This window comes from Paenibacillus sp. fava2 (assembly GCF_058313675.1).
Window position 1 is genome coordinate 6,378,717 of sequence record NZ_CM177755.1, and the last position, 23,100, is coordinate 6,401,816.

Consider the following 23,100-nt stretch of genomic DNA (forward strand, 5'->3'; position numbering starts at 1 on the left):
CTAACCAAAATAGAGTCCCAACGATACGTGCAGGCCTAATAGGTAGGGAAGGCATTGAGGTTTATTGGGAATTAGCAGTAGTCTGCACTGGCTGCACATTGTAAGCTGCTGCAATCAGCCGATTCAGCTCTGCGCCCACCTCTTCAATTCCCCCAGAGAATTCAAAGCTGCGGTCATTATGCTCCGGGCCTTTATTGTGCTCCTGAAATGCAAGCAGCCGGTATCCCCTCACCAGCTCCTGTCCGGCAACCGCACTGGCTGCGGCACGCTGCAGATCCCCTTTTGCCAAAGAACGGCGGCCCATCTGCAGCATGCCTTCTGCTGCCCTCCTCCACTTGAAGGCGTTAAACCTGTCCAAATCAATGCTTCTTCTCACCCAGTACAACGCTGTCCCCGGCTCATTGCCTTTCAGGCAGGCTTCTGCCAGCATCCAGTGCAGACCGGCACCTCCCGGGGAGTACTCAAGACTGCGGAGCAGCAGCTCCTCCTTCTCTTCCTGCGGAAGCAGTCCCGCAAAACTTACAGCTATACGGGGATCGTAAGGATTGTGATGCAGCGCTTCCTGGAGCAGCTTATTCTGTACTGCTGGTTCTGCAGAACGGACAGCCTGCCTGAATAAGCCTTCCGCCTTCCACAGCTTGAAGGAAAGTCCGCTCAGTATCAGACAGAAACAGACCACTGCTATCAGCAATACACGTACTCCTGCCTGCTGTGCCGAAGCACGGCGATTCATTTCGGTGCCCCTTCGGGGGCTGGTAAACCGGTGCCGGGGCGATTCGGCAAGCGTTCTTGCTGTCAGCAAGAACAGCAGCAGCCAGAAGAGCCCGTAGCTCCAGCTGAAATCCACTGCGCCGTGCAGGAGGATTACAAGCAGCGGGGGCAGCAGCCCGGGGGCATTCCTGCCCGCTAGTATTCCTGCTGCCAGCAGCATGAGCAGCACAGCGGCACTTCCGGCGATACCGAGATTCAGCAGAATATCGAGGTATCCGCTATGGACCTGGCTGCCCACATAGGGGCGGGACTGGACAGCGAGGTACGCGCTGCGCCAGGTCTCGCCCCCCTGCCCCAGCCAGGGGGCTTCCCCCGCGAGGCGCCACGCGTCGCGGTAGAACAGCCCGCGGGCGGCGGCCGTCGGAGACGGCCCGCTGATCCGCCCGCGCAGCAGTGCCAGGACGGCGCTCCCCGCCGCCGTCCACAGCCCCGCCGCCAGCAGCATGGCGGCGAACTGCCCGCCCGCCGCGCCCCGGCAGCGGCGGCACAGCCACAGGCCGGCCAGCAGCGCGCCGGCCCAGCACCCGGCCAGCAGCAGCAGGCCGGGCAAAGGCTCTGCCGCCAGCCCGGTGCGGGCCAGCTGGCGGCAGAGCAGCGCCGCAGCAGCCGCGGGCGCGGCGGCGCAGACCAGAAGCGGCGCGGCCAGCCGCCGCTTCCAGAGCAGGGCTGCGGCGGCGGCGCAGGCCGCAGCCAGCAGCGCGCCGCGCGACTCGCTGAGCAGCAGCGCGGCGGCGTACGGGAACAGAGGCAGCATGCACAGCAGCTGCCTCGCGGTACTTTGCGCGCGATGGCTGTCACGCGCAGCCGCCTCCGCGGCCGCCATGGCCCGCTCCAGCAGGAACACGGCCATCACAGCACCGAAGGCATTCGGATACTGGAGCAGCCCGCCCAACCTTGCTCCGGTAGCACTGACTGCCGGGGAGTCCGTATAGGCAATCGCGTAACGGAGCGGCAATCCGCAGGCTGCCAGCAGGCCGCTCAGACAGAGGACCATGCCAAGCGTATGCCAGAGTGCTGCAAGAAATCCCGCACCCCGGCGGCTGCCTGCACAAACAGCTGCGAAATAAGCAAAGCTTCCGTACAGCCCCCAGCGCAACAGCTCATTAAGCGTTCCCTGCACCGACAGCGGCCCACGCAGCAGCTGAAGCGCATATAAAACAAGAATGAGCATGGGAGAGCCCAACAGAATAATAATCATCCAATTCCCCGCCTGATGGGAACCCCCGGTATTCCCACCCTCCGCTGTCTCATCCCTGCCTCCGGCAGCTCTTACACCGATGCCCGCAAAGACGGCAAAAGCAGCACACAGGCCGAACCATACAGCCAGAAGACCGTACAGTTCCCGGGCAAAAAAAAGCCCGCGCAGCAGGCATGCTGCTGCTGCAGCCAAAAGCAGCATGCCTGCACTCCCACGGCTCGTAAACCGCCGCAGCCGGGGCCAGATTCTGTTGATTTCCATCGTTACCTCCATGTACCTTGTTATCCGTCAGTTTTCCCGCAAATTGGAAAATTTATATGCCGGAATCCCAAAGCAAACAGGACAGCGCTTCTCCCGGAGGAGAACGCTGTCCTGTTCATTGAAGCATTATAGCTACTATCTGTACGGCAAGACTTCCATCATCTGCAGCCCCGGCGGCTATCAGTCCTGCGCCGTTAACTCCGCTGGGAGCAGGTCTGCGCAGACACGCTCAAGATACGGCTTCGCCCCCAGAAAATCACGGAAGGCGCTGTATTCACGCCATTTGGCGGCGTTGTCCCCGCCTCCGGCTTTGACGGCACGAATAAGAATATTCTTCGGGGTATGCTCCATGTCGATGAACTCCAGCAGCTGGCTGCGGTAACCCATCAGATCCAGCAGCTTGGCCCGGATGGCATCGGTGGCAAGCGCCGAGAAACGCTCCTTCAGAATGCCGTGCGACAGCAGCGGATTAAGCACCTCGCTCTCAATCTGGCTGAACAGCTCATGCTGGCAGCAGGGGACTGAGAGAATAACCGATGCGCCCCAGCGGACTGCCTTTTCAAGTGCAGCATCCGTAGCTGTATCACAGGCATGCAGAGTGACTACCATGTCCACCTGATCCAGTTCATTATAATCAGCAATGTCGCCTACAAGGAACTTGAGCTGGCTGTAGCCAAGCTTGGCTGCCAATTGGCTGCAGTGGGCAATGACATCCGCCTTGAGGTCAAGTCCGACGACATTCAGCTCACGGCGTTCACGGACGGCCAGATAATGATACAGCGCGAACGTCAGATAGGATTTGCCGCAGCCAAAATCGACAATGGTCAGCGGCCGGCCGGCCGGCAGGTCACCCAGCACATCCTCAACCATCTCCAGAAAGCGGTTGATCTGGCGGAACTTATCGTATTTTTTGGCCAAAACCTTGCCTTCGCTGTTCATAATCCCCAGCTCTACCAGGAATGGCACCGGCTCTCCCTCATCCAGCACATAGCGCTTCTTGCGGTTATGGGCCAGATCAGGCGCTTCCTGCTTGCTGGCAGACTTCGTCAGGATGGATACTTTATACTTCTTGCTGATCAGCACCTGATAGTCCGCCTCAATTGTGCACAGCAGCGCCTGGCGGAAGGTTGCCCGCAGCAGTGCCATTATTTCAGCCCCTGCTTCTTCAGCGGAGATATTCCGGTGCTCGACCTTAGGTCCGGTATAGTAGGCAAACTGATAGTGCAGCTTGCCTTTAAGCTCGACGGGCTTGATCTGTACTTTGGTGTAAGATACCTCACCTTTACTGCGCAGCTGGCTTAATGTTGCCGTTATTAAGGTGCGGTTGTTAATCAGTTGTACGATTAATGTATTTAAAGATTCCACAGGGTACATCTCACTTTCACATATTAAAATAAAGAACGGGTTCGTCTTAAGTAGCCGTTATATTATAGCATGTCCTGCACCCGGATATTATAACAAGCTCATGTACAGTCTTCTAATAGTCTTCTATCAGTAAACAAAACCACTGCAACCCGTTAGAAGCATTAAAAAAAGACAGCACAGACGCCTGTCTTGACACTTCCCGGGGCATCTGTGCTATTCAGTAAATTTGGATATTAGCGCTGCTCCTGCTTCGCTGCAGCAGTAATTCTCTCCCACTCGGCCAGCCCCTGCTGCGCTTCCTCCAGCGGCAGGCCGCCAAGCCCGAGTGCTTCAGGAGACTCCTGCAACAGCCGCCCATAGAGTCCGTGTCCTTCCGCAGCGACATCCACCCCCTGCTCCCACAGCCGGTACAGGCTGTCTTCCGCCTTGGCATAGCTGCCGGCCGACTCCAGATAGGAGAGCAGCAGGCGTTCAGTTTTGACGGGTAGCTGGTAACCTTCGATTTCCTGCAGCAGCTCCTCCATCTCCCTGTTCATACTCAGCAGCTCCCGGTCGGCGCCATGCAGATCCGCACGCAGAAATAAATGCAGGGAGCGCATGTACCGGAACAGGGCTGCCTCCTTATCGCCTGCAGCCGCGTAGATGCCTCCTTCTTCCTTAAGCAGCCGTGCCACGCCCTGCAGCTTGTCGGACTCAATGATGCCGCCGAGCCGGAACATTTCAACAATATCTTCAGCAGATAAGGAATTCAGCAGACGGGAATTCAGCCGGAAATGCCGGTTAAGCAGCTCATCCACTTCCCATAAAGCTTCCGTTGTCTTCTTTTCCTGCTTGAGTGTAAGCACCTTGGCCACCATGGCCGTCATATCTTCAATCATCCGTACGATATAGTCTCTCCGAAACATCCGGCAACACTCCTCCCGGGCTATCCGCCCTGTTATTATTAGCCGCAGTGTACAGGTAATCATCCTTAAAAATCATCTTAAACCATTCTATCCCCGTACGCCACTGAACAGCACAGCGGAAGCGGAACCTGCTGTCCGGAAATCATTGACAGAGGCACAAGGAATCTCATATAATAAGTCCAGCTAATTGATCTGGATTCCAGATCATACTGTTATGCAGATTATATTCCAATACTAAAGAGGGTGCATACAGAAATGAATGAACCGAATACAGCCTCCCGGCTAACCCTGACAGAAGAACAGAATAAGCTGCTGGAAAGTGCGCTGCGGATTAAAATTATGCACGCATTGGCGGATGAACCATTGACCTCCAAGCAGGTTGCCGAAAAGCTGCAGAAAACACCAGGGAATATTCATTACCATATCGTCAAGCTGTTCGAAGGCGGACTGCTCGAGATTGTCCGCACAGAAGCAGCCGGGGGAATTATCCAAAAATTTTACCGGTCTAAAGGAACCTTTTTTCACTCCGGACATCTCAGCGGCTTCCAGTTCCGTCAAGAAGACAGGATTGAGCATTTTATCACCCGGCTGACCTTATCCCCCGCTGAACTCAGTGATTTTCAGCAGGAACTGACCCAGCTGATCATCTCATGGGAGTCAAGGTTCACCCAAGGGGATGAATACGGCGTAGAATTTGTCATCGGGCGCCTGCCCCATTCAGACTATGAGCCAGAACCGGGAGGAGATTCTGAATGAACCCGGCTGCAGCAACAGAATCAGCAAGCCGTAATCCTTTGCGTAAATTCGCCTCGTTGTTTACAGCATCGCAGACGTTCCCTTATCTCTGGCTCGGAAATCTTATTTCCTTTCTTGGCAGCTCGGTAACTATGGTAATCCTGCCTGTCCTCGTCTACTCCATGACCGGTTCGACCAAGACAATGGGCTTCGTGATGGCCATTTATATGCTGCCAAATGTGATTATGCTCCCTGTATCAGGCCATATAGTGGACCGGTACGACAGAGTTAAAATTATGATATCGGCTGATATCGCCCGGTTTGCCATTATGGTCGCCATAGCAGTGCTCTCGCTTACCGGTGCATTAAGCATTCCGCTGCTCTATCTGTTTATGGGCCTCTATGGCATGCTTGACGGTTTGTTCCGCCCTGCTTATTCTGCAACCCAGGCGACGGTATTTACACCGGATATCCGGATTGCCGCCAATTCGTTGACACAGATGAGCACCCAGGCGGTCCGCCTGATCGGTCCTGCGCTCGGCGGTCTGCTCATTACTCATCTGTCGGCTGGCATTGGGTTCGGGCTCGATGCTTTTACCTACATCCTCTCCCTGTTCTGCCTGGTTTACCTGCGCAGAGCACTGACGACCGGCCTGCGGAGCAAGTCTTTGGCGGACTCTGACGGAGTTCAGGAGGTATCTAAAGCGGGAGCACCTCATGCCTCCCCGAACTGGAAGGATGATTTCAAAGAAGGGATCGCCGTGCTGCGCAGTCACCCGTGGCTCTGGATCACGATTATCACCTTCTCGTTCTTCAATATCTGTTTTGCCGGAGTGACCAGTATTCTGATTCCCTGGCTGTTCAAGGTATACCACGGATGGCCGCCTTATATATACGGGCTTGCTGTTACCTGCTCCGGTGCCGGAGCCATAGTTGCCGGACTGGTGTACAGCCTGCGCCAGCACTGGACCCGCCGCGGCATCATGGCTTACGGTGGAGTTATCCTGAGCTGCCTCGCCCTGTTCCTGATGCCGTTTATCCCGAATGCTGCTGCAGCAGTTGCCCTGTTCACCGTGGAAGGATTCGGGCTGATGATCTTTGGCCTGATATGGGAAATCAGCCTGCAGGAGCTTGTTCCCCAGGAGGCTTTCGGACGTGTGGCCAGTCTGGATCTGCTCGGCTCCTTCGCCCTGCTGCCGGTAGGTTACATTCTGGTCGGCTGGCTGGCCGATCAGATCGGCGGCCTTCCTACCATCACTATCTTTTCCGGTCTCGGCATCCTGTGTGCCGCCTCGGTGCTCTGTCTCCCTGCCATCCGCAGGTTCCAGTAATGCGCAGCCCAAAGAGGCAGCACTCCGCTTGTCAGCAGAGGCTGCCTCTTTGGGCTGCCGGTCTATCATTTCACCGGCCCCTTATTTCCCGGCTGCCGGTATCTGTACAAAATCCTTAATAATCTCCGCCAGACGCTCCGGCGCTTCATACATACTCATATGTCCTGCACCGGGAATGGTCGCCTTGGTTACGTTCGCCTTGTCTGTTGTAAAAATCCGTTCAGGCGGTACCAGACCATCTTCCGTCCCCGCTACAAGCAGCACCGGCAAGGCAGATGCCGAAAGGACATCCCGGCGGTCCGGACGTTCCCGCATCGCAAGCAGGGCACCCGCTGCTCCCTGCGGCGGAGTCTTGTAACCGATCTCCTTAGCCCGTTCAAGCAGCTGGGAAGCTGCACCCGGAGCGAATAATCCGGGCACCAGGGCATCGACAAATGCGGTAATCCCTTCATTCTGGATCGTGCTGACGCTCTTCAGACGCTTCTCACGGGCCTCCTCGCCATCCGGATAACCGGTGGAGTGAATCAGCCCGAATCCCTTCAGCCGGGAAGCATGACGCTGGGCAAAGGATAATGTGACATAACCGCCCATGGAATGGCCCAGCAGATACACTTCCGGTATCTCCAGGTGATTCAGCAGGGACAGCACATCATCAGCCATCCGATCGATGCTGTATGCACCGAGCGGAGCATCCGATGCGCCATGGCCGCGCAGATCCGGAGCAATTACCCGGTAGCTGCCGCTTAGAAAAGGAATGACCTGCTCAAAATACGCAGAGCTTCCGCAGAAGCCGTGAAGCAGCACAATAACCTCGCCCTGTCCTTGATCACTGTAACAAATATTGCTTCCCTCACAACGGATATTTTCCATGACAGCTTCCTTCTTTCTATGTAATAGCAAGGCTTATTCTACATTATTAAGCAGAACGGTTCATCTTGAAACGCCTTAAGGAACAAGCCTGAAACCTTTTGCTGCAGCCAGTGCAATTTGGTCGGCCATCTGCATTACCCGATATAGCGGTGTCGTCTGCAGTGTCCGGTAAGGAAAAGGTCCGTTCACCCCGACGATGGCGGCCAGACTGTAATTTCCCACCTCAGGCAGGCACAGGCCTACCGACTGGGCCGGGCGCAACGGTTCGCTGGCTGCGAAATAATACCCTAAGGCAGCCGGCGGCCCCAGGCAGGCATCAATGGCTATGACCAGCTGCCCCTCCGGAATCGCGGCAATCCGCGCGACCAAATTATCCGCATCACAGGGCGACGGTAAAGTACCGGTCACATGCGGAAAACCGTATTTCAGCAGTCCGCTGCCGGTCAGAGGGCCGAGGCAATCGCCTGTAGAGCGGTCTGTCCCGATGCACAAAAAGGTGATGCGCTCAGGCGGATGCTGATCAGCAATCTCCCGGAAGAAAATGCCCAACCGGCCGGCGTCCATTTTGATCCGGTTTCTGCTCTCCTGCTCCCTGATTGCCACTGTCCTCTCCTCCTTATAGTCTGAATGTCTCCGATTATTCCTTTTAATTTAACATGTTTCCGGGGAATTGGACAAAAAAATGGTGTTTCTTTACCCTCTCATGATAAAATACATCAGAAGGAACGACCGGCGCAGTTAGTATACCGGGCCGGTAAACCAAGGGTATTTCACTAAGAAAGGACTGTTTGCACTCCATGGATTTATCAAAGCCCAGCCAGGAAAATGTGGAATATATGATCGAGGGCATCAAGAGCAAGCTCAAAATGGCCAGCGCGGCAGCCATGCAGGCATCCGCTTTCTCGGTAGACCACTATGAGGATATTCTTGATATTTACGAGGTAGCCATGGGCAGTGACCGGCTCAGCATCTCCCAGGTAGAAGCCCTGGTCTCCGAGCTTGGCCGCCTGCGGAATAAATAACAGGCCTGAAACGAAACAGGAGCTCTCTGCCTGATGCCGTCCTCTCCGGATGACAACAAGGCTGAGAGCTCCTGTTCTTGTATCTGTGCAGCGTTCAGTGTTCAGGATTTTCATTCCGCATTTCTGCATTATGGAAGGTCAATCAGGATGAACTCCGCATCCCCTTCGCTGCTTGTTCCTTTCAGCGTCAGATCACAGCTTTTGCGTATACGCGCGGCATCACCGGGCTGCAGTTGAAAAGTCCCTTCGCTGCAGCTTACCTCCAGATTGCCGGCAATCAGATAAAGATGTGTGCGCCTGCCCTCCTGCTGGGAATGCTGCACTTCCCTGTTCGTTTCGAGCACCGACAGATAAATCGAAGCATCCTCACCCAGCTTCAGTACCCCTTCCGCATCTGTCCCTGAGGCCACCTGGAGCAGGGTATTCATCTTCAGCTCGCGCGGGAAAAACTTCGCATCCCAGGCCGGCGTAACCCCCGGACGGTCCGGCAGCAGCCACATCTGCAGGAAGCGGACATGGTCTTCAGGCGACGGATTAGTCTCCGAATGGTTAATTCCTGTGCCTGCGCTCATCACCTGCACGCTTCCTGCCTGCAGCTCCGCCTGATTTCCGAGATCATCCTGGTGCTTCAGCACTCCTGAGATTACATAAGTAATAATCTCCAGGTCATGATGCGGATGCTCCCCCATGCCCTGTCCCGGTTTCAGCTCATTGTCGTTGTGTGCGAGCAGTACACCAAAGTGCGCGTTGCTGGGATCATCATAATCGGCAAAGGAAAAGCTGAATTCACTGTGGATCCATTCTCTATTCGAAGTATGGCGCTCGGCAGACGTAACAATTTTGATCATAATCTATGCACCTCCAAAGATGTTAAGAATCTTTTTAATCTTTAAAAACGGGGTGTTTTGCCCCCGCTCATATGGATGAATAGGCGCCTTAATTATGTATTTCTTACCCTGTACCTGTCCTTGTCAATCAGCTTAATTTACTATATTATTCCAGACAAATTCTTTATGATGTCCCTCTCTCCGCCGCCCCTGTACTTCCCCCTGCCGCTTCTTTCTCAGACCTTTCAAATTCAGCCCCATAGTACCGTTCTGCCAGCTTAAACCTGGTATATTCCCGGACGGAGCTATAATATTGGCTATTCTTTCCTGAACCTTCCTGCTGTTTCAGCCCATATCCCCACGTTTATATACGAAGTAAGAACCTTCAGGCTTTCCTGAACTCCAACTGACGGCAGCGGCCATAGCAGTCCTGCTGCGACGGGCCAGAGGCTGTCCGATTTTGGAATACCATAATCTATAAGGAGTGATTGAAGATGAACAGAGCAGAAACAGAACATCCGGTAGAGAGCGGAAACACATTTTTCAAAGGTATTTTTATCGGAGGATTGCTGGGCGCGGCGGCTGCACTGCTGTTTGCACCTAAGCCAGGCCGTGAAATGCGCAGTGACCTGTCCGACAAGCTTACACTGGCCACAGACAAGACGAAGGAAGTTGCTGGTGTCGTAACAGACAAGACCAAAAGTATTGCCACTACTGTCGGAGAGAAGGCAACAGACCTGGCCAGCACGGTATCCGCCAAAGCCTCTGACATCTTCACCACAGTGAGCGACAGCAAGCAGCAGATCGCCGCTACCCTGCAGGAGACCGGCAAAAAAATCGGTGATACTGTCGCCGAAGCATCCAGCGATGTAGCTTCCGATGTCAAAAAGGCGTCCGAAGACGTTACTGATGAGGCTGCCGCTTCTTCCAAAGAGGTTGCCGATAAGGCCAAGGACGCAACCAATGAGGTCGCCGCTGAAGCTAAGGATGCCAAGGAAGAGGTTAAATCCTCTTACAAGTCTTCTTACTAACACGCTGTGACCTGCGGCTCATTCTAAAATGGAGAACAGCCAGCTCACTGCAGCTGGCTGTTGCTATGCTGAGTGCAGCTTCTTCTAACAAGACAGAAGCTGCACTGAATTAAAGCCTAATATGGCTAAAGAAAGCGGGGAGACCTTATGGGAGATGCGGGCAGCAAGACCAAAACGTACGAGGTTGACGAACACCCCTTTGAACTGCGGCATGAAGTCAAGCGCCTTAATGCCAGATTAGACAAAATTGCGGATTCACTGGAGAAATCGGAATTCAAGGATATCCTTGAAAACTATACAGACCCCAAAAAACGGATTATTACCAACCTGATGGCTGGCATATCCCGCGGGCTCGGACTTTCACTGGGTACCTTCGTTATTCTAGGTCTGCTCGGCTACATTCTCAGCCTGTTCCTTGATGTTCCGGTTATTGGTGAATATCTCGGCGAGATCAAAACCTATATTGATGCAAACAGCTGATGTCCAACTCCGCTTACTCCGCCTGCCGCCTGTGTATAACACGGGCAGCAGGCGGGGTAAGCGTATAGATGACAGGATTAAAACAAAAAAACAGGACATTCCTTGTTCCGGAGAACAGGCATGTCCTGTTTTTGATTATAATGAATACCGGCGGGGTCAATACGAAGAATTCGCCATGATTTGTTTCAGCTTCTCTGTGGCCCGCTTTTGAATCCGCGAGACACTCATCTGCGAGACGCCCAGCTTCTGGGCAATGGCCCGCTGGGATTGGCCGTCCTGGAAAGCCAGCAGCAATACCTGCTGCTCCTGTTCCTTGAGCTGGCCGAGCGCCTGCTGGAGATCCATACGCTTTTCGACAGTTTCATAATCGTTGGCATCAGAGCTGATCAGCTCGCCGAGCGTAGCTCCGGTCTCCTCCTGCGAGAGCGGCGAATCAAGCGACACGTAGTGGTAACATTCCCTTCCGGCCAGCACTTCCACTGTTTCTTCTACAGTAAGATCAAGATATTGGGCAATTTCCTCTACAGCCGGTGAACGCTCAAGCCTGATGGTTAGCTCATCAATGGCCTGCTGGACGAGAGCCCCCTTCTCTTTGATCCGTCTAGGAACCTGTATGTACCAGGACTTATCCCGCAGGAAATTCTTCATATGGCCAATCATGCTTTTCATCGCATACGGCTCAAAGGGAATTCCCAGACTGATGTCATATTGCTGAAGCAGCCTAATGAGCGCCATCTGTCCTACCTGATACAGATCTTCGTATAAGTCAGGACGGTTCCGGGCAATTTTGCCGGCAGCCATCTTGACCATGGGTTCATATTTACGGATCAGAAGGGTGGCAATTTCGTTGTCTTTGGTCTGCTGGTATTCCCAGATCAGACTTACCGCATCATTCATGGACTCTGGGGGAGTCACTTTGTCGTTCATACTTTCTCCTCGCTAAAATTAAGCCGTTTGGTCAGGGTAACGACAGTCCCTCTTCCTGCTTCACTCACTACGCTAACATCATCCATGAGTGCCTGCATCAGATAAAATCCAAGTCCTCCTACCTCAACGTCATTCAGCTCTTTGTCATGCAGCGTCATGCGCGGTTCAGGACTATCCATTCCGTCAAAGCTCTCCCCCTCATCTTTGACCGTGATGGATAAGGTGCTTGCTCCTACTTCAAAAATGACATCCACAAGCCCGTCTTCCTGTCCGTAAGCATACAAAACGGAGTTATTACAGGCTTCCGAAACGGCTACCTTCATATCTTCAATATCTTCATAAGTGAAGCCCATTTTCGAGGCTATTCCATATAAATTCAGTCTCACAATATCGACATATTCTGCGCTGGCGGGTAACTGAAGAACTACTTTTTGCACGTCATCACTCATCCTTATTTCGATCCTTTCCTAGTGGGAGTTCTCTTGGGGGGCAAAAAACTTGGAAATACCAGTCATATCAAACAGCTTCTGAATCTGCGGCGGAACTTCCTCAACCGTAAATTTAACATCCATTCCGTGTCTTGCCTTGAGAATCGAGAGCAAAATACCGATGCCTGTGCTGTCGATGTATTTCAGATCCTTCAAATTAATGACAAGGTCCAGTCCCGTATCTCCCACAAGCGGCTCCATCACCAGACGGAAATCAGGAGCCACTGACAAATCGAGTTCTCCAATCAGATAAACCGTACATACATTGCCTTCAGTTTCGGTTTTTGCATGGAACTTTTCGCTTTTATGTGTATTCATAGACAATCTCTCCTGATTAAATGTTTTCTTTACCAATAACCCTAAAGGCATAGTGTTGAAACAAAAAACGGACAATCTGCATGAGGTAATTCCTGGATGTCCATTAAGAGAGGGAGGCATTGCGTTCAATTCTCGGGCTCTCATGAGGCTCATAGCGGCTGATGATTTGTTTGATGCTGCTCAGCTTGAGCGGCTTGCTTACGTATCCGTCCATGCCTGCAGCCTTACAGCGGGTCTGGATGCCCTCCATGACATTCGCCGTCATGGCAATGATAACAGCTTTTTCTGAAGAGCGGCTGCTGCCGGAGCGGATTGTAGAAGTTGCTGTAAGACCGTCCATCACCGGCATCTGCAGATCCATAAAAATAAATTCATAACCGTTTTTGGCAGCGAGCTCGACCGCCTGGCTTCCATCCTCGGCAACATCGGCACTATAGCCCAGCTTCTCAAGCATGCTGACCATCAGACGCTGATTGATCGGGTGATCATCTACTACAAGCGCCTTATGGTGCATCCGTGCCTGGCTAACCACACCGTCCGGCTCCTCAATTTCGCAGCCTCTGGCCAGCTCATCCTCAGGCATGGCAGCCTGAATGGTGAAGACAAAGGTTGCTCCCTTCTCCTCCATGGATTCTACGCGGATCTCTCCGCCCATCATCTCTACAAGGGATTTGCAGATCGCAAGACCCAGGCCTGTGCCTCCATACTTCCGGGTCATGGAAGAATCAAGCTGGGAGAACGGCTGGAACAGCCGGTCGCATTTATCCGGGGAGATGCCGATGCCGGTATCCTTGACAGTGAACTCCACCATCAGCTTGCCCTCAGCATCAGCGGTTCTGGAGGCAACCAGATATACACCGCCCTGATTGGTGAATTTCACCGCATTGGCCACCAGATTAATCAGCACCTGACGCAGCCGGGCCATATCCCCGTAAATGAGCTTAGGCAGGTTCTGGTCGATAAAATAAGCCAGCTCCAGATTCTTCTTGCCCGCCTCGGCAGAGAACAGGCTGAATACCTCCTGGATCGTTCCCTGGAGCTCGAACAGCTGCTCTTCCATCTCCATTTTTCCTGACTCCATCTTGGTAAAGTCCAGAATATCATTGATTACTGTGATAAGTGTATCGGCACTCTTGCGGATAATTTCTGTATATTCCTTCTGTTCAGGAGCCAGGTCTGTCTCCATCAGCAGGTCAATCATGCCTACAACACCGTTCATCGGCGTACGGATTTCGTGACTCATCATCGCCAGGAATTCTGTTTTGGCATTAGCCGCAATTTCCGCCGCTTCCTTGGCCTTGACCAGCTCACCGTTAATTTTCTCCAGCTCCTGCGTTTTCTGCTGCAGAAGCATGGACTGCATCTGGTGTTTTTTGTTCGCCAGATGCATGTGAACGAAGCCTTCAATTTTGGACTTGAGAATCTGCGGGATGAAGGGTTTGACCATATAATCAATGGCACCGGCGGAATATCCGGCAAACAGATGCTCGGCCTCTTTGCTGTTTGCCGAAATAAAGATAATTGGGATGTCCTTGGTCTTTTCCCTGGCCTTGATTAATTTGGCGGTTTCAATACCATCCATGCCCGGCATCTGAACGTCCAGAACAATAACAGCGAACTCATATCTTAATAAACTCCGCAGCGCTTCTTCTCCGGAATTTGCTTTGACAAGCTTATAATGCTGGCTTTCAAGCACTGCTTCCAGCGCCAGCAGATTCTCAGGACGGTCGTCAACAAGCAGTATATGAACCGGTTCTTGAACCCCCATAGGCCCCTCCTATCCCGCTATTGATTCTTACGGTATATTTTTTCCACTCTATCCAGGGGCTCGTAGCCATCGCTAAACCTGGTGAAATGAATAGATTCCTTGGATCCGAGCACCAGCACACCGAAACGGCTGAGGCTCTCATAAAATAAACCATGCACGTGATCACGAAGCTCATCGTTGAAATAGATCATCACATTGCGGCAAAAAATGACATTAAACTCGTTAAAGGAAGTGTCAGTTGCCAGATTATGCTCGGCAAAAATGATGTTTTTGCGCAAAAACGGCTGCAGGATCACTGAGTTATATTTCGCAGTATAGTATTCGGAAAACGCGCGTGTACCGCCCGCCTCCATGTAATTCTTGGTGTACTGCTTCATTCTGCCAATTTCATATACCCCTTCTTTGGCCTGCTGCAGAGAACGGGCGTTCATATCCGTTGCATAGATACGCGCCTTATCATACAGTCCCTCCTCATGCAGCAGGATCGCCATTGAATACACTTCTTCACCTGTTGAGCACCCGGCATGCCAGATTCTGATGTACGGGTAAGTCCGCAGCAGCGGGATGACCTTTTGGCGGAAGGTTAAGAAGAGGCCCGGATCACGGAACATTTCCGTCACAGGGATAGAAAGGCTGTATACAAAACGTTCAAAGCAGGCACGGTCATGCAGGACCTTCTCCTGCAGCGCAGATATGGTAGGTACATTCTCGGCATGGACATGATGCCAGATGCGCCGCTTCAGGGAAGGCAGCGCATAGTTTCTGAAATCATAACCGTATAAGCGGTGTACTCCGCTGAGCAGCAGCTCAATTTCGATCTGCTCCAGCTCCTGTCTGCTTCCCGCATTATCGGCCTGCTCATCATATCCCCGTTCCATGGCTGTCATCGTTATCTCTGCTCCCTTGCATACTTCCGTATTTCCGGACTGTTAATTTATTCGTGCTGTAATGCTATTACCCCAATTTCCGGCTTACGAATACAGCCATACACGCATTAGGGAGAGAAGCTGATCTGTGCTGATCGGCTTCTTCATATAATCAGAGGCTCCGGCTTCAATACACTTGGCCCGGTCCTCTTTCATTGCTTTGGCGGTGAGCGCAATAATCGGCAGCTTCTGATATTGCGGCATCTCGCGGATCCGCCGCATTGCCTCATACCCGTCCATTTCCGGCATCATCATATCCATCAGCACCAGATCGAAATCATTATGCTCGACAAGCATATCCAGTGCCTCCCGGCCATTTTCGGCAAATTTCACTTCCATATGATATCCTTCCAGGACACTGGAGAGGGCAAAGACGTTACGGATGTCGTCATCTACGAGCAGTATCTTCTTGCCGTCAAAGAGCTCCTCCTTATTGTGCAGCTTCTGCAGAATTTTACGCTTATCCTCCGGCAGATTGGCCTCCACACGGTGCAGAAACAGAGTTGTTTCGTCAAGCAGCCGCTCCGGCGAGCGGACATCCTTGATGATAATGGATTCGGCATATTTACGCAGCCGGGTCTCTTCCTTGCTGTCCAGATCCTTGCCCGTATAGATAATGATTGGCAGATCATTAAGCTCCTCATCATCACGGATCTGATCCAGCAGCTCAAAGCCGGTCATATCACCCAGCATAAGGTCAAGCACCATACAGTCATACCGCTGCTTGCGCAGCTCGCTGAGTGCTTCCTGTCCGGTTGACACTGCTGTAATGGCTACATCGTCATGGCCAATCAGCTCCATGATGGAACGCCGCTGGATTTCATCATCCTCAACGATCAGGAGATGCTTCAGAGTGCTTGATGTATAATTCTCAATCTGCGAGAAGGCTCTCTCCAGCGCCTGTCTGGAGGAAGGCTTTCTTAAATAGGCCATTGCCCCCATCATCAGCCCCTGCTTCACCTCATCATTGACAGATATGACATGCACCGGAATGTGGCGTGTCTGCGAGGCACTCTTAAGCTCTCTCAGGATAGACCACCCGTCAATAACAGGCAGCTGGATGTCGAGAATAACAGCGTCCGGCAGATAGGACTTGGCCATCTGCAGGCCGGTGTCACCCTGCAGGGCAACCAGGCCTTTGAAGCCGCGGCCGCGGGCCATGCCGAGCAGAATCTTGGCGAAGCTCTCGTCATCCTCAACAATCAGAATGACTTTATCTTCCGCCTTAAGCCCCTCACGGTCATCTTCTACAACAACCGGGTTGAGCGGTGCAGGGACCGCCTCACTTGGTCCGGCCGGAAGCAGCTCATCCACATATTCAGCCAGGGTGGCTGCTTCGTGGGCCGCCGCCGCTTCCACGGCTCCCGGAAGCAGGCTGTAATGGCCTTTTACAGGCAGATAGAGGGTAAATACGCTGCCTTGTCCTTCCCGTGATTCCAGCCCGATGGCTCCGCCCATCAGACGGGCCAGCTCACGGCTGATCGACAGCCCCAGGCCTGTCCCGCCGTATTTCCGGCTGGTCGTGCCGTCCACCTGCTGGAACGCCTCGAATACAATTTCCGTCTTGTCTGACGGAATCCCGATGCCGCTGTCCTTGACTGCAATGGCCACATATTCGAACTCCTCCGGCAGGAACGCAGGCAGAGTGCCTGGAACGGCACGGCTTACCGCGAATTCCACAAAGCCTTCGCTTGTGAACTTGAAGGCATTTGACAGCAGATTGCGCAGAATCTGCTTGAGCCGGTGGCTGTCTGTATACAGACTGTCCGGCAGCGGCTCTTCAAAGGACAAGCGCAGCGCCAGACCCTTCTTGGTCGCCTGCGGCGCAAAGTTCTGTTTTACGAATGTCTTGAGCTCAGTAAGCGGAATATCCTCATAGCTCAGCTCCATCTTTCCGGCATCCACCTTGGACAGATCGAGTATTTCATCAATCATCTTCAGCAGATCGGCACCGGACATATAAATCGTTTGGGCGAATTCTACCTGCTTCTCCGTAAGATTGCCCTCTTTATTCTCTGTAAGCAGCTGGGAGAGGATAAGTAAGCTGTTCAGCGGAGTCCGGAGCTCATGCGACATATTGGCCAGGAACTCCGATTTGTATTTGCCGGTAACGGCAAGCTGCATAGCCTGCTTCTCCAGCTGGAGGCGGGCATGCTCGATTTCGTCCTTTTTCTCCTCGACCTCCTGGACCTGCTCCTCAAGAGCGCGGGTTTTGGCAACCAGCTCCGTATTGAAATGCTCAAGCTCGCCCTGCTGCCGCTGCAGCAGTTCCTCGGAGCGTTTGAGCGCATCCGTCTGCTCCTCCAGGTTCTCATTGGAACGGCGAAGCTCCTCCTGCTGGGTCTGCAGCTCCTCCGACTGGCATTGCAATTCCTCTGTCAATGCCTGGGACTCCCGCAGCAGCTCTTCAACCGTCATTCTGCGGTTAATATTATTAAGAATAATGCCGAGATTATTAGCCAGCTGGTGAAGCAGCTCATTCTGCAATACAGTAGATGGTGTAAAGGAAGCAAACTCAAGTACACCGAGCACCTCATCTTCAAACATTACAGGATAAATATAGATATGGTCCGGATGCGCATCCCCGAATCCGGAGGACACAGTAATATAATCATCAGGCGCCCTCTCAAGTCTGATAGGCTTCTTATCTATTGCACACTGCCCGACAAGGCCTTGGCCGAGGTCAAAATACTCCTTGAGGCCATCCTCGGCATCACCGGCATAAAAGGCGCTTGCCAGAAGCCGGTTAGGGTTATGAAGATCTTTCAGATAAAGAGCCCCGTATTGTGCACCAAGCACGGGAGTGAACTCGCTGACGAAGGTCTGTGATACCTGGTCCAGTGAACTGACACCGCGCAGCAGCTCCGTCACACGGGCGATATTGCCGCTCAGCCAGGCCTGATCGCTCTGCGCCTGGGTATATGCCTTTTCAAGCTGCTGCTTCTGCTCGATGTCCTCAGCCATCTGCTGGAAGACCCGGGCTACATCGCCAATCTCATCCTTTGATTTAACCTTTATCCTGCGGATCGCCCGCATCTTACCGCTGCCAAAGCTGGTAATCATCATGGAGACAACGTTAAGGCCGCGCGAGATGCTCGGAATCACCCACAGAATAACACCCACCCCGAGCAGGAGCCCGACAGCCATAATCAAGGATACCATCTGAATGGATCGCTCATAAGCAGCCTGGGCTGAAGCATTCTCTTGCGTCATCCGGGTGGCATTATAGTCTGAAAGTGAATTCAGGCTGTTAAGCACTTCATTCTGTATATCCTGCCCCTCCGAGTTCCGATATGCATTAGCATTCTGGAAATAACCGGCTTCGAGCATCCCGACAGCTTTATTCTGATAATTCAGATAGGCGGTATATGCACTCTCTATCCGGCTCAGCATCTCCATTTCATCAGCAGTGATAAGGGAGGCTTCAATGGTTTTTAGATGCCCCTCCGCTTTGACCATCTTATTCTCAAGCTCCGTCTTCTGGAGCTCTATGGTCTCTACATCCGCATTCAGCATCGCCGTAGTCAGGATGCGGGCCATATCATTGACTTCGCCGCGCAGCCCGGAGGAAGCGCGCCCCTTGTCATATCTCTCCTGAAAGCTGTCCAGCTGGCTGCTCATATAATTAAGCCGATCATAGCCAATCATTGTTAACGCCAGCATTATGGCCAGCATCGCACTGAAGCCGATCAGCAGCTTGGCTTTAATTTTCATTACTGTTCAGTTCCTTTCCCCAGCGTAATCCATACCAGGCATTTATCGTCATCGCGCTCCAGATCGGATTCGTCTATAAAAAATGCTTCGCGCATCGCTTCCTCACGCCATTCATGTCCTCCGTTCAAATGTCCGGTCATAAATTTCAGCTGATCCTCCTGATCACCCTCGGCCATTTCGAGCAGCCCGTCCGTATACAGCACCAGATGCCCCTCTTCTTCAAAGCTGAGGCTCTGCGGCTGAATGTCAATCCGGTCGAACAAGCCTACCGGGTGGCAGTTGCTTTCGAGAAGAACCGGCTCCTTGGCCCCTCCTTCAAAGAAGAGTCCCGGCGGATGCCCGGCGTTCACGTAGTCGATCCGCTTCATCCGGCTATCAATAACCAGATAGATGGCCGTAAAATAATACTGGACCAGCTGCTTCTCAATATACAGCTGATTGAAACGGCGGTTCAGCTCCTGGATTACCTTTTCCGGTTCCACATAGGTAGTCACCGTATCCTTCAGCACGGAAGCCAGGAACATACAGAACAGCGACGAGGAGATTCCGTGGCCCATCATATCAAGCAAAATCACGGCATATCTGCCGTCTCCCAGCGGAAACCAGGCATACAGGTCGCCGGCCAGCTCAAAGGAGGGCTGATAAATGGCATGCACTTCAAAGTCCTCTTCCTTGATTGGCAGGCTAAGCACGGCATTCTGAACCAAGGCGGCCAGCTTCAGCTCGTCCTGTATGCGCTGATCCCGCTCCTTATGCCAGTCCTTCTCCCGCTTCAGACGCAGCGCCAGACGGATGCGGGCCATCAGTTCGACTTTGTTTATCGGTTTCGTAACATAATCACCCGCCCCTGCATCGAGGGCTTCGGCCAGCTTCTTCGAATCTCCCACGGCAGTGACCATGATAATTGGAATATCACGCAGATGTTCATATTGCTGAACTACACGGCAGGCCTCAATTCCGTCCATCTCCGGCATCATCATATCAAGCAGAATAAGATCCACATCCGACGGGCGCGGCCTCTGGGTATCATTTCCGGAGCCGATCCCCAGAATCTTCAGCATTTCTTTTGCAGATGATGCGGTTATAAAATTCCGGTAATCCTCCTTTTTCAGGATTTCACGGATTATAATTACGTTGGTCGGATTGTCGTCAACAATTAATATTTTCAAGCATCTTCACCTCGCATGAATAATGTTAGCTCCGTAATCATCCCTTGTATTCCATCCTTTTATCATACGATAATTAAACAGTCTCTTTCCACAATACAATAATTTGGCAGATAAGGATGAGATTGTTTCCGTATTCAACAAAGTAACCTCCATTTCCACTATCAATAGTGGAAATGGAGGTTACGCTATTGTGCTATAGTTCCGGCACGCCGGAAGAAGCAGTTTATTGCGGATATTTCTTGGCAATGACCAGAACTTTACCCGCATCCAGTTCTTTCTCATAGAAGCCCGCTTCAGCAGGGCTGAAGCCAAGGGACGTAATTTTGGAACGCAGAGCATCCCCGCGCGAACGGAAAAGATTGGCAATAGCGCCAAACAATCCTTCTTCGCCTAAGCCGACCTCATTTGTGTTCGCCGCATCAGCTATGCGGTTCTCACGGTCCTGATCATGACTGATAACATAAATGTTATCCCTGGAGTACCCGCTGCCCCGCAGACGGTTCACTTCTTCTATCGCCTGAATACCGTTCTCCAAAAGCTTGGCATACGACTGTGCACCGATTGAACCCATGAGATCACGCTCCTTAAGCTTAGATTGTAAGGTTAAATTTGTCCCCGAAAAGACAACTGTACTTCTATTAACCTCATCTGAAGCCTATGAAACACCTCATGAAGCACTGGCATCAAATAAATCAATTCCTTCCCATTCACCGGTCACCGGATTGCGGTAAATCTTGAGCGCCTCATTTCCTCTTATATACACGTCGCCGTCATCAGCGATAAAATCCGGTTTTCCCAGCAGCTCACGCACATTGTTATCCGCCGGGTCCAGTGTTACCTCATTCAGCTTCAGTCCGTGTAATCCGGCCTGGGCCGGGGAGACATGAATATAGGTAACGATGCCGCCGCATATACCGGCTGACATATCGGCATACTGGTACTCCAGACATTCCTGCCACGGGTCAGACGTAATATTCAACGGCGTACCCTTGCTAAGCAGCAGCTCTTCCTCCGGCGCATACAAGGCTGCACCAGCCAATGATTCGAAGCTGCTGATATAAGTGTTCATTCCCAGACTGTGTTCAAATGCAAGGACGGCCTGGGGCTGCACTGCGAAAAAGCTGGCTGGCGCCTGCTCCCTCTGCTCAGAGGGAGTGACATAAGAGGAAAGCAGACTAAACAAAAGAATGATGACGTTCATAAGACGTCCCGCCTTTCATAATGTGCGCCGGTGCTGTGTAATGGGACTTTGTTTCCTTGGGTTTAGTGCCGGAATTTTTGCCAGATCGCAGCTGCAGTATCTACACCTTTCAGCGCCATTGCTATTTTACCCGGAGCTTTTTTGTCGTATGCGGCGTCATAGGACTTCACCGTGCGCTCTTCTGCCGGCGTCAGGGGTTTTTCGTCTATAGAGACAGCTCCCGCCTTCTGCTTCAGCTCACGGGATTTGCGGTATTTCTCTATCACGGTAACGGACACCTGCTTAACGGTCAGGGTCAGTTCATTCATAACATCACCAAGATTTTTAACGGAGTCCACAATCGGATCAATCTTCTGAATCTTGCCCTGCACATCTGCGGTAATGTCATTGGCATGCCGGACGGTTGTCTTAATCTCATAGGTAAGCTCATCTACAGTCTTCTGCACTTCCTGCAGAGTCTGGCTGACTTTGTCGAGGGATTCCTTTGCTGACTTCAGCGTTTTAATTAAAAAGAAAACGAGTACGGCGAAGGCGACAGCAACTAATGCTACGCTAAGTTCAATGATCATTCTCAAAACCCCTTCCAAGTCATAAGTGTCGGCTTGCACTGCCTTATTACTGCATAGTTACCCTGACGTTATTAGCCCGAAACAACCTGTCAAGAATCTTAAAGACCAGAAGGGACCGTGATGTTTCAGCGCGGGGGAACCCGTTTAAACATTGACTACACCACCTGACAGAAAGGATGACTTCACATGTTGAAATGGTCGGTAATTCTGCTGGTAATTGCACTCATCGCCGGTGTATTCGGATTCTTTAATATTGTAGGAGCTGCAGTCGGCATAGCCAAAGTCTTATTCTTCATCTTCCTGATTCTGTTCATTGTCTCCCTCTTTACCGGACAGCGCGGAAGGTCAATGTAATCCTATTCAAACGGAATGTTCAGCCATGAACTTGCAAATATAGTAATGCTGCAGGCCCGGAGTCTCCAAGCGAGGAGCTCCGGGTTCTTTTATGTACGGATTATCTCGGCTGTTCCTATATCCTATTCAGACAGCAGAAAGTATAGGCCTTCCCCCTCCTTTATGTAAATTTAAAGTTTTTTTTGGCGGCTGGTTCACTGCCTCCCCTTTTTGTTTACATGCATATTAGCACAGTACAAACTTGGAAAAAACCGCTAACCCAAAACCACACTAGGAGGAATCACAGATGAAAAAATTAGCCAGTTTCGCAGTAGCAGCAGGTCTCATGGCAACCATGGCAGCATCGGCTTCAGCGGCAGAAGTTACCGGCACTGCAGATCCGTCCACTACAGTTACTGCAAGCACTTACAGTGAACAATTCGAAACTGTAATTACTCCGGCAGATATTAAACCGGCGACTCCAATGATTATTTTGACAAAAGCAACTCCTTTCCATTTCTCCACTTCCAGCGTGACTCCGGCCGGCTGGCTCAGCGCACAGACTATTGATACAACCGGTGCTGTGACGACCGATGCCTGGGGCAATGAATGGAGAGAGGTTTACACCTGGCTCGGCAAAGCATGGATCAAGGTTCCTGCTTCAGCCTATGTAATTACTCCATAATACAGCCGGGATCCGGCTTATGCCCCTACCCGGGCATAGACAGCAGCCTGAGACTTCCAAGTCTTACGGCTGCTGTCTTGCTTTTTTAAGATAACACAAAAAAAGGGCTACCTCTTCAGAAGAATTTCCTCCAAAGAGATAGCCCACCGTAACTGCCCTAGTTCACCCGTCACAAACACTGTACTGCTGCCGCTTCCTCATACATT

General features: G+C 52.2%; 23 protein-coding genes. 7 read left to right on the plus strand and 16 right to left on the minus strand.

What is annotated here, in order from left to right; genetic code table 11:
* Positions 1-61: 61 nt before the first annotated feature.
* From AC4G46_RS28100 to AC4G46_RS28110, 3 genes are all read right to left on the minus strand, one after another.
* The gene (locus AC4G46_RS28100) at positions 62-2,230 is read right to left on the minus strand and encodes an O-antigen ligase family protein (RefSeq protein WP_491125578.1); all 2,169 of its coding nucleotides are present in this window, start codon (positions 2,228-2,230) and stop codon (positions 62-64) included.
* A 180-nt stretch (positions 2,231-2,410) separates the two neighbouring features.
* Positions 2,411-3,604 (minus strand): class I SAM-dependent methyltransferase, encoded by a 1,194-nt coding sequence (locus AC4G46_RS28105; protein WP_491125579.1) that lies wholly within the window; start codon positions 3,602-3,604, stop codon positions 2,411-2,413.
* A 224-nt stretch (positions 3,605-3,828) separates the two neighbouring features.
* The gene (locus AC4G46_RS28110) at positions 3,829-4,500 is read right to left on the minus strand and encodes a DUF6483 family protein (protein WP_491125580.1); all 672 of its coding nucleotides are present in this window, start codon (positions 4,498-4,500) and stop codon (positions 3,829-3,831) included.
* Between the two features lie 255 nt (positions 4,501-4,755).
* Here AC4G46_RS28110 and AC4G46_RS28115 point away from each other — a divergent pair, with 255 nt between their 5' ends.
* Positions 4,756-5,256 (plus strand): ArsR/SmtB family transcription factor, encoded by a 501-nt coding sequence (locus tag AC4G46_RS28115; RefSeq protein ID WP_491125581.1) that lies wholly within the window; start codon positions 4,756-4,758, stop codon positions 5,254-5,256.
* Positions 5,253-6,566 (plus strand): MFS transporter, encoded by a 1,314-nt coding sequence (locus AC4G46_RS28120; RefSeq protein ID WP_491125582.1) that lies wholly within the window; start codon positions 5,253-5,255, stop codon positions 6,564-6,566. Before AC4G46_RS28115 ends, AC4G46_RS28120 begins: the two co-directional genes overlap by 4 nt.
* Before the next feature lie 81 nt (positions 6,567-6,647).
* Here the strand turns inward: AC4G46_RS28120 and AC4G46_RS28125 are convergent, their stop codons facing one another.
* Both AC4G46_RS28125 and yyaC read right to left on the minus strand, forming a co-directional pair.
* Complete coding sequence (locus AC4G46_RS28125; protein WP_491125583.1) at positions 6,648-7,436, minus strand: alpha/beta fold hydrolase; 789 nt, start codon at positions 7,434-7,436, stop codon at positions 6,648-6,650.
* A gap of 75 nt (positions 7,437-7,511) precedes the next feature.
* Entirely contained in the window at positions 7,512-8,039 is a 528-nt protein-coding gene (gene yyaC, locus AC4G46_RS28130; RefSeq protein WP_491125584.1) for a spore protease YyaC, read from the minus strand.
* A gap of 194 nt (positions 8,040-8,233) precedes the next feature.
* On the opposite strand from yyaC, the gene AC4G46_RS28135 reads away from it, so the two are divergent.
* Complete coding sequence (locus AC4G46_RS28135) at positions 8,234-8,458, plus strand: DUF1128 domain-containing protein (RefSeq protein ID WP_068729779.1); 225 nt, start codon at positions 8,234-8,236, stop codon at positions 8,456-8,458.
* A 128-nt stretch (positions 8,459-8,586) separates the two neighbouring features.
* Here the strand turns inward: AC4G46_RS28135 and AC4G46_RS28140 are convergent, their stop codons facing one another.
* Positions 8,587-9,306, minus strand: a complete 720-nt coding sequence (locus tag AC4G46_RS28140) for a pirin family protein (protein ID WP_491125585.1) — start codon at positions 9,304-9,306, stop codon at positions 8,587-8,589.
* 473 nt (positions 9,307-9,779) lie between these two features.
* Between AC4G46_RS28140 and AC4G46_RS28145 the strand changes: the two genes are divergently transcribed.
* Positions 9,780-10,316 (plus strand): YtxH domain-containing protein, encoded by a 537-nt coding sequence (locus AC4G46_RS28145; RefSeq protein WP_491125586.1) that lies wholly within the window; start codon positions 9,780-9,782, stop codon positions 10,314-10,316.
* A gap of 147 nt (positions 10,317-10,463) precedes the next feature.
* Entirely contained in the window at positions 10,464-10,796 is a 333-nt protein-coding gene (locus AC4G46_RS28150) for a DUF5665 domain-containing protein (protein ID WP_090719634.1), read from the plus strand.
* Between the two features lie 156 nt (positions 10,797-10,952).
* On the opposite strand, the gene AC4G46_RS28155 is transcribed toward AC4G46_RS28150, so the two are convergent.
* The 10 genes from AC4G46_RS28155 to AC4G46_RS28200 all read right to left on the minus strand — a co-directional run bounded on the left by AC4G46_RS28155 (position 10,953) and on the right by AC4G46_RS28200 (position 21,876).
* Entirely contained in the window at positions 10,953-11,723 is a 771-nt protein-coding gene (locus tag AC4G46_RS28155; protein WP_068729771.1) for a sigma-70 family RNA polymerase sigma factor, read from the minus strand.
* Positions 11,720-12,172, minus strand: a complete 453-nt coding sequence (rsbW, locus tag AC4G46_RS28160; RefSeq protein ID WP_068729769.1) for an anti-sigma B factor RsbW — start codon at positions 12,170-12,172, stop codon at positions 11,720-11,722. The genes AC4G46_RS28155 and rsbW overlap by 4 nt, the downstream gene beginning before the upstream one ends.
* 18 nt (positions 12,173-12,190) lie before the next feature.
* Positions 12,191-12,529 carry an STAS domain-containing protein gene (locus tag AC4G46_RS28165; RefSeq protein WP_042200066.1) on the minus strand — a complete coding sequence of 113 codons (339 nt, stop codon included), beginning with the start codon at positions 12,527-12,529 and terminating at the stop codon, positions 12,191-12,193.
* A gap of 103 nt (positions 12,530-12,632) precedes the next feature.
* Positions 12,633-14,297, minus strand: a complete 1,665-nt coding sequence (locus AC4G46_RS28170; protein WP_491125587.1) for a response regulator — start codon at positions 14,295-14,297, stop codon at positions 12,633-12,635.
* Between the two features lie 17 nt (positions 14,298-14,314).
* Positions 14,315-15,184, minus strand: coding sequence for a CheR family methyltransferase (locus tag AC4G46_RS28175; protein WP_090719640.1), 870 nt, complete (start codon positions 15,182-15,184; stop codon positions 14,315-14,317).
* Positions 15,185-15,268: 84 nt separating this feature from the next.
* Positions 15,269-18,937, minus strand: coding sequence for a response regulator (locus tag AC4G46_RS28180; RefSeq protein WP_491125588.1), 3,669 nt, complete (start codon positions 18,935-18,937; stop codon positions 15,269-15,271).
* Positions 18,937-20,106 (minus strand): SpoIIE family protein phosphatase, encoded by a 1,170-nt coding sequence (locus tag AC4G46_RS28185; RefSeq protein WP_491125589.1) that lies wholly within the window; start codon positions 20,104-20,106, stop codon positions 18,937-18,939. Before AC4G46_RS28185 ends, AC4G46_RS28180 begins: the two co-directional genes overlap by 1 nt.
* A 223-nt stretch (positions 20,107-20,329) precedes the next feature.
* Positions 20,330-20,677 (minus strand): YflT domain-containing protein, encoded by a 348-nt coding sequence (locus AC4G46_RS28190; RefSeq protein ID WP_491125590.1) that lies wholly within the window; start codon positions 20,675-20,677, stop codon positions 20,330-20,332.
* Positions 20,678-20,773: 96 nt separating this feature from the next.
* Entirely contained in the window at positions 20,774-21,307 is a 534-nt protein-coding gene (locus AC4G46_RS28195) for a hypothetical protein (RefSeq protein ID WP_491125591.1), read from the minus strand.
* Positions 21,308-21,369: 62 nt separating this feature from the next.
* On the minus strand, positions 21,370-21,876 hold the full coding sequence (locus AC4G46_RS28200; RefSeq protein WP_491125592.1) for a DUF948 domain-containing protein: 507 nt from the start codon (positions 21,874-21,876) through the stop codon (positions 21,370-21,372).
* 186 nt (positions 21,877-22,062) lie between these two features.
* Between AC4G46_RS28200 and AC4G46_RS28205 the strand changes: the two genes are divergently transcribed.
* Together AC4G46_RS28205 and AC4G46_RS28210 are read left to right on the plus strand one after the other, a co-directional pair.
* Positions 22,063-22,230: a DUF1328 domain-containing protein gene (locus AC4G46_RS28205; protein WP_042180844.1), complete on the plus strand. Its 168-nt coding sequence runs from the start codon at positions 22,063-22,065 to the stop codon at positions 22,228-22,230.
* A 286-nt stretch (positions 22,231-22,516) separates the two neighbouring features.
* Positions 22,517-22,894 carry a hypothetical protein gene (locus tag AC4G46_RS28210; protein WP_068729754.1) on the plus strand — a complete coding sequence of 126 codons (378 nt, stop codon included), beginning with the start codon at positions 22,517-22,519 and terminating at the stop codon, positions 22,892-22,894.
* Positions 22,895-23,100 lie beyond the last annotated feature (206 nt).